Below are 14489 nucleotides of genomic sequence, written 5' to 3'. Positions count from 1 at the left end.
ATGATAATAGGAGATATAACATGAATAAAAAGGAAGACATTTTAAATGCGTGGATTACAATAGAGCAGTTATCGGAAGGGTCAATTAACAAAAAAGAAAAAATATTAAAGACATTAAATCATTTTGAGGAAGATTGGCAAAATTTCTTTATGAATTTTTTATCTCATCAAAAGCAACAAAATAATATGTCAGATAAGGCCTTTAACAAGTCTGGAATCGTATTTTACTTTGGTATTTTCAATTTTCAAGAAGTTGTTGATATATTTAGAGAAAAATATAATATTGATAAAACTTATGAGGAAATCAGTAATTCAGAAAAATTTACTTTCGCTTTATATTTTGATCATCAACTTAACCTGATAGCTGATAAGTTGTTTTTAACAATGAGCGGCTATATTCGTGAAAATGGTCATTTACCTGATGATTTCTTAAAAGTTGAAACTTTATTTAGAGAAGAATTAAATCGAAAATTTGAAGAGGATTTTCATAAAGTGTTTTCTGAACTTATACAAAAGTATAATGTTTCAGTGAATAATTTCCGCTATAAATTTGTACGACATTTGGATAATGAGGATATTAATCTACATTCCTTCTTTATTGAAGATTTAAAAATGGCAAAGTTAATAGATACTGAAAATATAAACAGATATTTTAATGGGTTTACTGGAGATAGGAGAAATTTAGACAGTCATAAAAAGTCTGAGCACTTTAATGCACATATTTTTGAGGAGATTGCTTTAAAACCAAAATATTATCCGTTAGGACGTTTTCCAACAAACCCTGATTATGCACTCTCATTTATGCAACAAGCTGCTGTTAATTTAGCTTTAAACGACAAAAACGATATCCGTAGTGTTAACGGACCACCAGGAACAGGGAAGACAACATTGTTGAAGGATGTTTTTGCTGATTTAGTCGTACAACAGGCGCTAGCTATGTCAAAACTTTCTAATAAAGTGGTTCAAGGCAGTCTGACCTATTGGAAAAATGCTAAATTTGGCGTTTTACCACGATCTATTTCAGATAAAAATATTATTGTGGCAAGTTCAAATAATGGAGCAGTCCAAAATATCGTTAATGAATTACCGAAGAAAAAAGAGATTTCAGAATGTTTTCAAGATCAATTAGAGAAAGCAAATTATTTCAAAGATATCTCTAATTCTCAACTAACAGGGGAAGGATTTGGGAAGGATCGATACATTATAAGTGAACTGCTCAATGATAAAAATTGGGGTGTTTTTTCATTAGAAGGTGGAAATTCAATCAACATGAATAAATTGCTTCTCAATATAGAAGCAATTGAAAAAGATTTAGAAGAAAATGAACAATCGAATAGTGATGTATATCAGGAATTCACAAGGCTTTATAATCAATTGAAAGTTGAAAGAGACAAAGCGGAAGAATATAGCCAAAAAATATATTATCTACGAAAACTAAAGATTAAATATATAAATCAAGTTAAAGAATTTGAAAAAGAAAAAAAGAAAAAACAAACTGTTTTGACTAGTAATGAAAAAGAAGCCAAAGCTGAAATTGAGAGATTGCGAGAAGAGAGATTAAAATTTCAAAAAGCTTTATCCAGTGTTTCTGTTGAACTCGAAAATTTATCGAGGGAAAAAATTCAAGCTGAACGAAATTATCATGTTCTTACTTCACAAAAACCGAGTTTTTTATGGTTTCAGAAAATATTTAATAGGTTGAAAGTTGAACAGTATTTCAAAAATCTCAGCATCGTGAATGAACACTTAAATGATCTATCTCAACAAGAAACAAAACGTGAAAATAACTCTAGGCGGCTTGTAAATGATCTAGAGAAAAATGCTGTTAAAAAAGAGTATACTCAAAAACAAATGCAGGAAAGAAAATCTACCTTTGAACGATGGGTGAACACTAAGAATAATGATCTGGAAAAAATGAAAAAAGAAATTGATTCATTTGAAAAGAACAAATCACAAAGTGGAATAAAGGAAATAGATTTTTCTCTATCATATGAAGAACTTCAAAAGTCTAAACCTTGGTTTACAAAGGAGTTTCGAATTTTACAATCAGAATTATTTATTTCGGCTTTAAAAGTTAGAAAGCGATTCCTCTATGAGAACGTAAGAAATTTAAAAGCGGCAAGGATTATTTGGAATAAACAATCTAATTACATTGCAAAAGAGAATGGCCATGAGTTAATTTCAGAAGCATGGCAATGGATCAATTTCACTGTGCCAGTTATCAGTACTACTTTTGCAAGTTTTGGTCGAATGTTTAAAAACCTCAAGGGAAATTCAATTGGAAACTTATTCATTGACGAGGCTGGTCAAGCATTACCACAGGCTAGTGTCGGAGCCATTTTTAGAAGTAAAAAAGTAATGGTTGTTGGTGACCCCTCACAAATAAAGCCAGTATTAACTTTAGATCCAAATGTTTTAACTTTGATTGGAAGACACTATAATGTAGACGAAAAATTTGTCTCTGCTGATGCATCCACTCAAACAATAGTAGACGATACTAGTCAGTATGGATTCCAAAAAAACGAAGACGAATGGGTTGGTATTCCACTGTGGGTACATAGACGTTCAAACTATCCGATGTTCACTATTTCTAATGAAATATCTTATGATGGTTTAATGGTACAAGGTAAAAATGAAGATGAGGTGCAAGGGACATCAGAGTGGCTTCATTCTGCTGGAAAAGCAAATGATAAATATGTTAAAGAACAAGCTGAGTTACTGAAAAATCAAATTACTGAGCGATTACAAGTGAATTCAGATTTAGCTGATGAAATCTATGTGATTTCTCCATTTAAAAACGGGGCTTACCAAATTGCGAAAGTTTTAGAAGAAATTTACTTTACTAAAAGACAAGATGGTAAGCCAACAAATGTAGGTACTGTTCATACTTTTCAAGGAAAAGAAGCGAAAATTGTCTATTTTGTCCTTGGAGCAGATTCAAATAGCAGTGGGGCAGCAAAATGGGCTGTTTCCGACCCAAATATAATGAATGTTGCGGCTACACGAGCTAAAGAAGAATTTTATATTATTGGTGATAAGAAATTGTATGCATCTTTGGGAAGTGATGTTGCAAACAAGACTATATCAATTATTAAGGACTATAATAATAAGTAAATTTCCGCACTTATAATATATACGTACAACTGGATCACGCTTAGCGGCGTATTTAGAAGAACATAAGTAGTTCAATATACATTTAAGAAAGCAGGCACACCATGCACACAATCAAAAAATTAGGCCAAACCTTCTCCTACATCACACCAGTATCAAGAACCGACCGCCCCATCCTAGGCATGATCGTAGGCAATAACAAAACATTAATGATCGATGCCGGCAACTCAGAAGATCATGCGAAATATTTCATCAAAGAAACCTTAAAACACGAGAACGCCAAGCCAGATATGGTTGTCCTCACGCATTGGCATTGGGATCATATTTTTGGTCTGCCAGCGCTGCCTGATACGATTTCAATTGCTTCTGCAAAAACCAGAAAGGAAATGGAGAAGCTTCTTCCGTTTTCGTGGTCAGATGAGGCGATTGATGAGCGGGTGAGGGAAGGGACGGAGATTGAGTTCTGTGCGAAAGCCATCAAGGAAGAATATCAGGATCATCGAGATATTCAGGTGGTTTTACCGAATGTCACGTTTGATCATCGGATGGAAATTGATCTTGGCGGGGTTACTTGTGTCGTGCAACATGTTAGGGGCGATCATGCCGCAGATTCAGTGATCGTGTATGTGAAAGAAGAGAAAATCCTGTTTCTTGCTGATTGCATTTATCCGAAAATGTATGCTGAAAAAGTACATTATACGGTAAAAGAAATCTTGCGTCTTTTAGATGAGCTAGATGCTTTTGATGCCGATACGTATATTCCGTCACACCAAAGGCCGTGGACAAAAGAGGAGTTTCGTCAGGAAACAGAAAAGCTTAGGATGATTGCGAAATACACTGATCTTTATGGTGGAGATCAGCAGAGAATCAAGAGTGAATATCAAGCACATGTGAACAGAGAATTGAAAGAAGATGAGTTAGAGACGATCGCTTATTTTGTAAATGGTTATGAAGGATTAGCAGAGGGATAAACCTCTGCTTTTTTATTTTCATGCCTCCTTCTTCCACTGAGTTTATATCAAGTTTATATACGAGCGATATACTCGAAGCGGTGAGAAAAGGAGGAGAACAATCGGTGAGTTTATTTAGATCATTTATTGATAAAATTTCTACAAAAAAGGGAGCTTGGCTGACCGTTATCATTTGGCTTGTTCTCATGATAGGGTTGAGTGCTGGTCCTACATTGGGCGATCATAAAGTGAGTAACTTTCAGTCTTTACCTAGTGATGCTCAGTCTATTGTGACACAAAAGCAGTTAGATCAGTATTTCCCAAGTGACAAAGGGACTCCGGGGTTATATGTCTTCCATCATCCTGATGGCAAGCTGGCTATCAAAGATGTAAAAACGATTATAAAAGGAATCAAAGAGGCAAAAATTGAGGGGATTGAAGACATTGTCGATGTTACCGCATTGCCTCCTCAAGCGTTATCCGCATTTTTATCAGAAGATCAATCTACTATGATTGTGCCAATGAATTTGAAAGCCGGATTAGGCAATGCTGATTATGCAGAGATTAATGATGAAACAACAAAGGTTGGTAAAAAGATAGCAAAAGGGTTAGATACAGATTTTTATATTACGGGCCCAGCAGGTATAGCTGGAGATACTGTTAAGTTATTTGAATCTGCTGACTTGAAGCTGTTATTAGCCACCGTTGCGATCATTTTGGTTTTATTGATAGCCATTTACCGTTCCCCGTTATTAGCGATCATCCCATTATTTGCAACGGTGATTGTCTATCAAGTGGTAAATCAAGTCGTCGCTTTACTTGGCGTCGGTGGACTTGAAATCAATAACTCGACCACTTCTATTATGAGTATTTTATTATTTGCGGCTGTGATTGATTATTCATTATTTGTTTTTTCTCGCTATCGTGAAGAGTTGAATCATGATGAAAATCAATATGAAGCGATGAAAGTGGCAATGCGTGCAACGGCAAAACCCGTATTATTTGCAGGAGGTACAGTATTCGCGGCAATGATCATTTTATTTGTGGCAGATTTCCGTGATTATCAAAACTTTGCTCCAATCTTCGGTGCTGCGATGGTGATCATTATGATGGCTTCTGTCACACTGATCCCAGCATTGTTTGCGTTATTTGGCCGTAAAGCATTTTGGCCGAAAGTGCCCAAATATGGTGAAGCGAGAGAAGTGAAGCATGGCATTTGGGGGCCTATAGCAAAGTTTGTTGTTGGAAAACCAGGATTGATTGGTGGTGCTGTCTTACTGTTTTTACTTGTGACAGGGGCGAATGTTTTCAATTTACAGTATGAATTTAACTCAGTGAAAAATTTCCCGAAGGATTTACCTTCTCGTGTCGCATTTGAAATCGTCGAGGATCAATTTAATAAAGGAGATCTAGCCCAGTCAACGGTGCTAGTGACCGGTCAAAACCTATCTCAGGAACATTTACAAGAAATCTCTTCTCATTTCTCAGAAAATGACCAGATAGGGTCGGCTCGTCCTTCGGGAGTTACCAAAAATGGAGAGCATGGCAAAATGACTGTATCACTGAAGGTGAATCCATACAGTATAGAGGCCATTGAATTTTTAAAAGAATTCCGTACAGATCAATCCACCTATCGTTTATCAGATGGTCAAGAGGTTCAGCTATCTTTTGCGGGCACAACGGCTAAATTAGTGGATGAACAACAAGTGAATCAATCAGATATTAAAAAGATTGTTTTGCTGGAAACGTTACTCATTCTTCTCTTGTTACTCGTTCTGACACGCTCGATCAAAATGTCGATTTATATGATGGCGACGATTTTAATCTCCTTTGTATCTGCTTTAGGGTTAGGCATTTTCTTAGTCGATGTGTTATTTGGATATGATGCCATTTCCACTCGTGCCCCTGTATATGCCTTTATCTTTTTAGTGGCTTTAGGAATTGACTATAATATTATCCTTGTGAGCCGTTTCTTAGAAGAACGTAAAACGTTACACGTCAAAGCTGCATTAGAAGTGGCGATACGAAACACAGGAGGGGTCATTTCTTCAGCGGGGATCATTCTTGCCGCAACGTTTGCCGCATTAATGACCATGCCCATTACCGATTTATTTATCTTTGGATTTATTGTCGCTATTGGGATTATCATCGATACATTCTTAGTTCGAGGAATGTTGCTGCCGTCGCTCATATTATTCTTTGAAAAAGACAAAGATAAGGTGATAAAGGAGGAAGGTTAATTGCATGTATTGGTTGTGGATGATGATGAAGCCATTTTGCAATTAGTGTCCATCCATTTAGAGCAGGCGGGATATCACGTGAAAAAAGCAAGCAATGCTGAGGCAGCGCTTGCTTTTTTGCAACATCAGTCATTTGATCTCATGATCATTGATGTGATGATGCCTGGAATGGATGGCTTTCAGCTGGCTAGCATTGTTATCAAACAATATGAACTGCCTGTCATTATGCTGACAGCGAAAGGGCAAATTGAAGATAAACAGCAAGGATTTGAACAAGGGATTGATGATTATATCGTCAAACCATTTGAAACGAAGGAACTGCTATTCCGTGTAAATGCCATTTTACGAAGATATCGTAAATCCATAGAAGCTTTAACAACTGCGGGGAATATTCAGATTGATACGAACCGTTGGGAATTAATGATTGAGAATCAACAATATATCTGGCCCATGCGGGAATTAGAAATTCTCCATTATCTGCTGCAGCGGGCAAACCGCAATGTGAGCCGCTGGGATTTAATTGATGACATTTGGGGGGATACGTTAGAACAACCCGAATTCACATTAAACACTCACATTAACCGCATTCGCGAAAGATTAAAAAGAGCTGAAGCGAATGTTGAAATTGTGACAATTCGTGGTTTTGGCTATCAACTAGAGGTAAAAGAATGAGACTACAACAACGATTTATGTTATATACGTGTTTGATTGTTTGTATCAGCATCTTTGTTGGATTTATTTGTTCGAATTTGATTTACAATGCCTTTGTAAAAGAACAATTAAATGATCGTTATTTAGTCATTGCGGAGCAGTTATCGAAACAAATCAAAGAACACGAAATCACATTACAGGCATCTTCCGATTTTCTGCAAACCATGAGCGATCTAGGGTATCAAATTGCATTGGTTAAAGAAGATGAAGAAATTCGGATGTTTGGTGAACCCTTTAAAACGACACAATGGAATGACCAAATGTACGCCTTATTTGAAGGCGAGAAAGCTTACAACGGGATCAAATCCTTTAAAAATTCATATTTAATCATGAGTCATTTCGCAAATGATATACAGAATACAGTGGGAACGAAAATAGAAATTGAAGGGGAAGAATGGGGATTATTTTTACGTCCGAATAACATTAGCCTTTTCACAGAATTTCATTTGATTATATTTGGGTTTATATTCGTCGTATTTATTAGCAGCATCATTGGCATTTTATTGATGTCTCGAAAGGTCACCCAATCCCTTTCAGAATTGACGAGTGCAACGCAAGAGATGGCCAACCATAATTTCCAGTATCCATTAATGATTAACCGCAAAGATGAAATTGGGCAGCTTGCCGATAGCTTTCGGATGATGCAGCAGAAGTTGGAGAATACAGATCAAGCGAGAAAGAAATTCGTGAATAACGTCTCGCACGATTTCCAATCACCGCTACTCAATATCCGGGGGTATTCTGAATTACTAGATGGGGAGCTTTCGTCAAGCGAAGGGAAAAAATACAATCACATTATTCAAACAGAAGCGAAGCGATTATCAAACTTAACGAAACAACTCCTCATTCTTACTTCAATTGATCAGGGGACTTATCCAACGAATAAACAACTAGTCAGGATCGATGATCAGCTTCATCAAGTGGTTCATTCAATGCTATGGCGGATAGAAGAGAAGGGGTTAGAAATTAAGATCGATTTACAGCCTGTCACCGTGTATGCTGACCGTACATTGCTGATCAACGTATGGGAGAACTTAATTGGCAATGCGATTAAATACAATAAAGAGTACGGAGAGATCAGTATTCATTGTGAAGAAAATGAATCAGAAGCGGTCGTGAAGATCAGAGATACGGGGATTGGAATAGAAAAAGAGACATTGGAAAAAATATTTGAACGATTCTACCGGGTGGATCAAGCACGAAATAAAGAAGGAATGGGTCTGGGATTATCAATTGTACAAGAAGTTCTCTCTTATCACGATGCTTCTATTGAGGTAGAAAGCAATGAAGAAGGAACGACATTTACTACGTTTTTTCCAAAGGAGTAGTTAGTGAAGAAAAGTCTCATTTGCTATGTGTCAAATGAGACTAATTTCTATGGCAAGCCTACAACATCTTTTGCATCACGAACTGTGACAGACATATTTTTAGCATTAATAATAATGACACAATCCCAAGTAGGTTTGATTTGTAGCTCGTTGTTTTCATCTATCCAAATCACACTGTTTAGTTCAATTGATGGCACTAAAATGACCATTTTCTTTTCCTGATGATCTGTAATTGCAGTTAAATCTGCTTGTAATTGAATGGTCCAGTCAAAAAAAGTGATTTTTTTCATGGGCTCCCCTTTCATTTTTGTTTATATTTCCAGTATAACCTGATTGTTTCTGACACGTTTTTGATCATTCTATTTTTTGGTATAATCAGATGTAAGAAAAGAACAGATAAAAGACTGATAAATTGAACTTAATCGGAGGTACATATGAAACAGCTTTACATGAAGCAGAAAGTATTTAGTCTAAGCGGCAGATTTACGGTAAAGGATCAGCAGGAGAACGATGTGTACGTGGTTGAGGGCAGCTTTATGAAGATGCCGAAGACGTTCACTATATTAAATACAGAGCGAGAAGAAATCGCTGTGATTACGAAGAAAATGTTTAGCTTTTTACCGAAGTTTTTAGTAGAAGTTGGTGGTCATGAGGTATTGACGATCAAAAAAGAGTTTACGTTCTTTAAAGCGAAATATTCAATTGATGCTGCGGGTGTAGAAGTTCAAGGCAACTGGTGGGATATGAATTTCCAAGTGCTGCAGAACGGCGAAGTGATCGGACAGGTGAAGAAGGAATGGTTTACTTGGGGAGATAGTTATAAGGTCGATATTTTGAAAGAAGAGATGGAGCCTATGATGATTGCGCTGGTTGTTGCTATTGATTGTGTGAAGGCTGATGAAGCTGCGTCTAGGTCTTCGTCGTCGACAACGACGAATTAAGAAACATTTCAACGATCTTATTAATCAAATGGAGGGTTTAAAAGTTGGACAACCTCACCTGCATCATAAGATTAAGAGATGCAGAATTATGGGAGTATGAATTTCTCGATAAAAAAGAAATCATTATTTATTTCTCCATTACAGATTTAAATAGAAAAGCAACGACTCACGATTATCCGCTAGCTCCCCAAGAAGAATTGGATGAAAGAGATAATTACATCTCAATTGATGTTCATAGTAATCTCGATCTCAAAAAAACGCTTGAAGAAGATACATTTGATGACTTTATCACCACGATCTCTTCTTTAGTAGAGCATATGTACGATTTTCACAATGCTCATGTTTTTATTAAAACTCATGTTCATGACAAAATGGATTTAACTGATTTTCAGTTAGAGGACGATGGAGATTTGCATGGCGATAAAAAAGAACAGCTAGCAACGTTTAAACGGTCATTAATTCAGCAGAAATGCTTTCAGTTGGTAGAAAGCCATTTAAATCGAAACATTAAATCCATATCTAGTAGCAGGTTTTGCCAAGATCTAAAATGAGCTTGTGAGGTGACCAAACTGATCACATTCCAATACAAAGTATTTCTAACAGTCGTCGAATGCGGCAGTTACAAAAGCGGGGGAGAAACTTGGGCTGACACAGTCTGGCGTGAGTCGTAACATTGCGAAGCTCGTATCCGAATTAGGGATTGTATTGCTGCGGCGGAATCGAAACGGTCTTTCATTAACTGATGAGGTGAGCGGTGATGCCTCATATTCTGCAAAACATTCATCATGCGACACTTCTTCATATGACAAACAAGCCTCCTGATTGTCTCAGGAGGCTTTTCCCGTCCATCACCCATAATAATTATTCGCTTGAATAAAAAATTGAGACTGCATGTAGTTGTACGTGATTTTTGAGAAGTCGAAGGGCTGGCCGTTTGTGAGGTGAAAGACAGTCTCGACGCGGAGGGCGGGATCGTCTTGTTTGAGGCCGAGGTGTTTCGCTTCGGTTTCGTTCAGTTTGCCTACTTGCATGTACATATCAGAAAAGCCGACTTTGAGTCCCAGACCTTCGCTGACGAATTTAAAAACGGAATCGGCGGCGATTTCTGTGTTGAGGTAGGGAATAATGGTCTTCCGATAATAGGATTCTTCTAAACATAAGGTTTGTCCATTGATGTAACGAATACGTTTGAGGTAAAAGACATCCTCTTCTTGTTCAATGTTCAAATTAAGCGCAGCTTCTTCTGGCGGTTTGATGGTGTCTAATGTTAAAACCTCTGATGTCAGTTGAAATTCCTCTAAATCTTTTTTAAACCCTTGGTTGGATAAAAGGCTGATGTAGCCCTTGCGCCGGTGTCTTCTGACAAAGATCCCGCTGCCCCTCACCTGATAGACAATTCCTTTTCTTTCGAGTAAGTCTAATGATTTGATAATTGTACTTTTGCTCACCGAAAATTGGCTCATGAGTGTCTCGAGTACAGGGAGTTTGTCACCTTGCTGCAGCTCATGGGTGACAATATATTTTTCAATATCGCTCGCAATTTGTTGATACTTTAACATAGCCATTCCTCTTTGTTTTCACGATTTATTGTCTTTGTATTATAGCACATACGGATTTTCCTTTGATATGCCATCTGTAATTATATATGTATTGATAAATTGTACCGGTATAATTATAATATACATATACTAGTTGTGATAAAGGGGGGGTTATATGTCAAAAGTGAGGGATTATCAAAAGCTTGCAGAAGACATCTTAGAGGCAGTGGGCGGAGAGGAAAATGTGGTGAGTGCCGCAAGATGCGCCACGCGGCTGCGTTTGGTACTGAAACGTTCAAATCCAAAGGCCAAGGAAGCAGTCAATGCCATGCCTGGCGTTATTACCGTGGTGGAAAACGGTGGTCAATTTCAGGTCGTCATCGGTCAGCATGTTGGCGAGGTATACGAGCATTTTTCCAGTCTTGTTCAGCTTCAACCGTCTGATGATGATCAGGCAAATGAGAACAAGGGAACGGTGCTGAACCGAGTCATCGCGACCATGTCCGCTGTGTTTGCGCCATTTGTGTATATTTTGGCTGCGGCTGGTATTTTACAAGGTGCACTTATCCTAATTAACCTTTTATTTCCAAGTTTCTCGAAAACTGGAACATATGAAGTCTTTAGCTTCATTTCCTGGGCGCCGTTTACGTTCTTGCCAATCTTTATTGCAATAACAGCAGCCAAGCACTTTAAAACGAATATGTATATCGCCGTAGCTTGTACAGCAGCGCTTGTCAGTCCAGCTTGGACAGAGATTGCTGGGCGCGTGGCATCAGGTGAAGGCGTTACCTTTTTAGGCATTGCATTATCTGAAACGGTCTATACATCATCGGTATTGCCGCCGCTGTTCTTAGTATGGATTCTTTCTTATCTGGAGAGATTTTTAAACAAACGAATTCATGAGGTCGTCAAACCGTTATTTGTCCCATTTATCTGTATGGTCGTCATGGTCCCGTTAACCATTCTATTAATTGGTCCTCTTTCGACAGCAGGTGCAAATGGGATTGCAAACGGATACAATGTCTTGGCTGACAATGTACCGGCATTAGCAGGCGCCATTATCGGCGGATTCTGGCAAGTGCTTGTCATTTTCGGTGTTCACTGGGGCATCACGCCGATGGTGCTGGCCAACTTTGAACAGTATGGACGTGACTCCTTCCAGGCATATCAAACCATCGCTGTTATCGCTCAGGTTGGTGCAGTGTTAGGCGTTATTTTAAAAGCAAGAAATCGAGAAACACGGAAAGTCGGGGTCTCAGCGGGTATCACGGGTCTCTTCGGAATTACAGAGCCTGCGATTTATGGGGTCACCTTACGCTTCAAAAAACCATTTATTTTCGGATGTATTTCTGGAGCGATTGGTGCCATTGTCGCCAGCTTCTTTACGCCATATTACTTTGCGTACGCAGGTTTGCCTGGTCCGCTGACGATTGTGAACGGAATTAGTGCAGATTATCCAACGTCGATCATTGGTATTTTGATTGGTGTGGCAATTGCGCTTATTTTACCAGTTGTGCTCATTCAAATGTTTGGTTATGGGGAAGATACGGTAGAACAGACAGCCGGTGAAGCATCTGTGAAAGAACAAGATGAAGAAAAAACGAATGCTTCGATGAACAATGAGGAAATGATCACTGCACCACTTGCAGGAAAAGTGCTCCCATTATCTGAGGTGCCGGATGCCGTGTTTAGCTCCGGAGCGATGGGCAAAAGCCAACAGACAATAAACTGTATGCACCGTTTGACGGCAGTGTCGTCATGCTTGCACCGACAAAGCACGCCATTGGGCTGCGTTCAGAATTCGGTGTGGAGTTACTTGTTCATGTCGGAATTGATACGGTTTCCCTAGATGGCTCAGCATTTACACTCAATATCCAAGAAGGCGACAAGGTGAGGAAGGGTGACTTGTTGATGACATTTGATCAAGAGGTGATTGAAAGCAAGGGATTAAAAACAATCACACCAGTCATCATCACCAATACACAAGCGTACGAAGATGTGATTGTAGAGGAACATTCGACATGTCAGCCAACGGATGTCATGATGACAATAGTGAAATAGGAGGAATAAATGATGACTTTACCAAAAGATTTTCTATGGGGCGGCGCATTAGCTGCACATCAATTCGAAGGTGGATGGAACGAAGCAGGCAAAGGTCCAAGTGTTGTGGATGTGATGACAGCAGGTGCTCATGGAGTACCGAGACAAATCACTGAAACGATAGAAGAAGGAACATTTTACCCGAACCATGAAGCGATCGACTTCTATCATCGTTACAAGGAAGATATCGCCATGTTTGCAGAAATGGGCTTAAAATGCTTGCGTACATCAATCGGCTGGAGCCGGATTTTCCCTAAGGGAGATGAAGCAGAGCCGAATGAAGCAGGCTTACAGTTTTATGATGATGTGTTTGATGAGCTGCTCAAGCATGGCATCGAGCCTGTGATTACGCTGTCCCACTTTGAGATGCCCCTTCATTTGGCAAGGGAATACGGCGGATTCCGGAGCAGAAAAGTCGCTGAGTATTTCGCGAAATTTGCGGAAGTGTGCTTCAATCGATACAAGGACAAAGTCACGTACTGGATGACATTTAATGAAATCAATAACAAAATGGATGTCAACAACCCATTGTTCCTTTGGACAAATTCAGGCGTATCGGTCAAAGAAGGCGAAAACGCTAAAGAAATCATGTATCGAGCAGGACATCATGAATTGCTTGCAAGTGCATGGGCAGTAGCAAAAGGAAAAGAAATCAATCCTAATTTTCAAATTGGAGCGATGGTCTCCCATGTGCCAATCTATCCATATTCCTCAAACCCAGAGGATGTCATGCTTGCAGAGGAATATATGAGACAACGTTATTTCTTCCCTGATGTTCAGGTTCGCGGCTACTATCCGAGCTATGCATTAAAAGAATTTGAACGCGAAGGCTATCATATTCCGTTTGAAGCAGGCGATGAAGAAAGCTTAAGAAAAGGGAAAGTGGATTATCTCGGCTTTAGCTACTACATGTCGACAACGGTCAAAAGTGATGCAGTGTCTGACAACAGCGGAGACATTGTCAACGGGGCCCTGCCGCATGGTGTAGAAAACCCTTATATCAAATCAAGTGACTGGGGTTGGTCCATCGACCCAACTGGACTAAGATACACATTGAATCGTTTTTACGATCGCTATCAAATTCCACTCTTCATCGTGGAAAATGGTTTTGGTGCCATTGATCAAGTGGAAGATGACGGTTCCATTCACGATCCTGAACGAATTCAATATCTCGCTTCTCATATCGAAGCACTGAAAAAAGCCATCGAATACGACGGTGTGGACCTCATCGGTTACACACCTTGGGGCATCATTGATATCGTTTCATTCACAACAGGTGAAATGAAAAAACGCTACGGAATGATCTACGTTGACCGCGACAACGAAGGCAACGGTTCGATGAAGCGTCTCAAAAAAGATTCGTTCACTTGGTATCAAAACGTCATTGCAACGAATGGCGAAGAAGTGTAATAAAGGAAAATGCAGACCCGGATGAGCGTGGGATTCGCTTGTTCGGGTTTTTGTGTTTCTTTCGACAAAAAAGGTGCGCATATCCTTTTGTTAACAAGAAATAAGTCTTATAATTTAGTGAGAATATTTGATGATGAAAATAAGAGAAGATGGATGGAATG

Annotated in this window: 10 protein-coding genes and 2 pseudogenes; 10 read left to right on the top strand and 2 right to left on the bottom strand. The window is 38.8% G+C overall.

Annotated elements, in window-relative coordinates; all coding sequences use genetic code 11:
* Window positions 1-20 precede the first annotated feature (20 nt).
* From R0K30_RS12705 to R0K30_RS12685, 5 genes are all read left to right on the top strand, one after another.
* Window positions 21-3113 carry an AAA domain-containing protein gene (locus R0K30_RS12705; RefSeq protein WP_410611030.1) on the top strand — a complete coding sequence of 1031 codons (3093 nt, stop codon included), beginning with the start codon at window positions 21-23 and terminating at the stop codon, window positions 3111-3113.
* A gap of 101 nt (window positions 3114-3214) precedes the next feature.
* Window positions 3215-4081, top strand: coding sequence for an MBL fold metallo-hydrolase (locus R0K30_RS12700; protein WP_410611028.1), 867 nt, complete (start codon window positions 3215-3217; stop codon window positions 4079-4081).
* Window positions 4082-4185: 104 nt separating this feature from the next.
* Complete coding sequence (locus R0K30_RS12695) at window positions 4186-6300, top strand: MMPL family transporter (protein WP_410611026.1); 2115 nt, start codon at window positions 4186-4188, stop codon at window positions 6298-6300.
* A complete protein-coding gene (locus R0K30_RS12690) occupies window positions 6301-6972 on the top strand; it encodes a response regulator transcription factor (protein ID WP_099727286.1) in 672 nt (223 codons plus the stop codon).
* Window positions 6969-8339: a sensor histidine kinase gene (locus R0K30_RS12685; RefSeq protein ID WP_410611023.1), complete on the top strand. Its 1371-nt coding sequence runs from the start codon at window positions 6969-6971 to the stop codon at window positions 8337-8339. Before R0K30_RS12690 ends, R0K30_RS12685 begins: the two co-directional genes overlap by 4 nt.
* Before the next feature lie 47 nt (window positions 8340-8386).
* Here R0K30_RS12685 and R0K30_RS12680 read toward each other — a convergent pair whose 3' ends face one another.
* Window positions 8387-8629 carry a hypothetical protein gene (locus R0K30_RS12680; RefSeq protein WP_410611021.1) on the bottom strand — a complete coding sequence of 81 codons (243 nt, stop codon included), beginning with the start codon at window positions 8627-8629 and terminating at the stop codon, window positions 8387-8389.
* Window positions 8630-8773: 144 nt separating this feature from the next.
* Between R0K30_RS12680 and R0K30_RS12675 the strand changes: the two genes are divergently transcribed.
* The 3 genes and pseudogenes from R0K30_RS12675 to R0K30_RS12665 all read left to right on the top strand — a co-directional run.
* The gene (locus tag R0K30_RS12675; protein WP_230031395.1) at window positions 8774-9280 is read left to right on the top strand and encodes an LURP-one-related/scramblase family protein; all 507 of its coding nucleotides are present in this window, start codon (window positions 8774-8776) and stop codon (window positions 9278-9280) included.
* Window positions 9281-9324: 44 nt separating this feature from the next.
* Window positions 9325-9831 carry a hypothetical protein gene (locus tag R0K30_RS12670; protein ID WP_410611019.1) on the top strand — a complete coding sequence of 169 codons (507 nt, stop codon included), beginning with the start codon at window positions 9325-9327 and terminating at the stop codon, window positions 9829-9831.
* A gap of 21 nt (window positions 9832-9852) precedes the next feature.
* Window positions 9853-10079, top strand: a pseudogene (locus R0K30_RS12665) (helix-turn-helix domain-containing protein); the annotation flags it as partial.
* Between the two features lie 49 nt (window positions 10080-10128).
* On the opposite strand, the gene R0K30_RS12660 reads toward R0K30_RS12665, so the two are convergent.
* Window positions 10129-10839, bottom strand: coding sequence for a GntR family transcriptional regulator (locus tag R0K30_RS12660; RefSeq protein ID WP_099727280.1), 711 nt, complete (start codon window positions 10837-10839; stop codon window positions 10129-10131).
* Between the two features lie 154 nt (window positions 10840-10993).
* Between R0K30_RS12660 and R0K30_RS12655 the strand changes: the two are divergent.
* Together R0K30_RS12655 and bglA are read left to right on the top strand one after the other, a co-directional pair.
* Window positions 10994-12879, top strand: a pseudogene (locus R0K30_RS12655) (beta-glucoside-specific PTS transporter subunit IIABC).
* A gap of 9 nt (window positions 12880-12888) precedes the next feature.
* Window positions 12889-14328: a 6-phospho-beta-glucosidase BglA gene (bglA, locus tag R0K30_RS12650; protein ID WP_099727278.1), complete on the top strand. Its 1440-nt coding sequence runs from the start codon at window positions 12889-12891 to the stop codon at window positions 14326-14328.
* The last annotated feature ends 161 nt before the right edge of the window (window positions 14329-14489 follow it).

This window comes from Bacillus sp. SIMBA_154, from assembly GCF_046536015.1.
In the GTDB taxonomy this organism is placed as follows: Bacteria; Bacillota; Bacilli; order Bacillales; family Bacillaceae; genus Bacillus; species Bacillus pumilus_P.
This window is presented reverse-complemented; position numbering and strand designations above follow the sequence as displayed.

Bases quoted from the DNA above. Each gene is read 5' to 3' on its own strand.
- R0K30_RS12705 (WP_410611030.1), top strand. From the start codon at position 21: ATGAATAAAAAGGAAGACATTTTAAATGCGTGGATTACAATAGAGCAG.
- R0K30_RS12700 (WP_410611028.1), top strand. From the start codon at position 3,215: ATGCACACAATCAAAAAATTAGGCCAAACCTTCTCCTACATCACACCA.
- R0K30_RS12685 (WP_410611023.1), top strand. From the start codon at position 6,969: ATGAGACTACAACAACGATTTATGTTATATACGTGTTTGATTGTTTGT.
- R0K30_RS12680 (WP_410611021.1), bottom strand. From the start codon at position 8,629: ATGAAAAAAATCACTTTTTTTGACTGGACCATTCAATTACAAGCAGAT.
- R0K30_RS12675 (WP_230031395.1), top strand. From the start codon at position 8,774: ATGAAACAGCTTTACATGAAGCAGAAAGTATTTAGTCTAAGCGGCAGA.
- R0K30_RS12660 (WP_099727280.1), bottom strand. From the start codon at position 10,839: ATGTTAAAGTATCAACAAATTGCGAGCGATATTGAAAAATATATTGTC.
- bglA (WP_099727278.1), top strand. From the start codon at position 12,889: ATGATGACTTTACCAAAAGATTTTCTATGGGGCGGCGCATTAGCTGCA.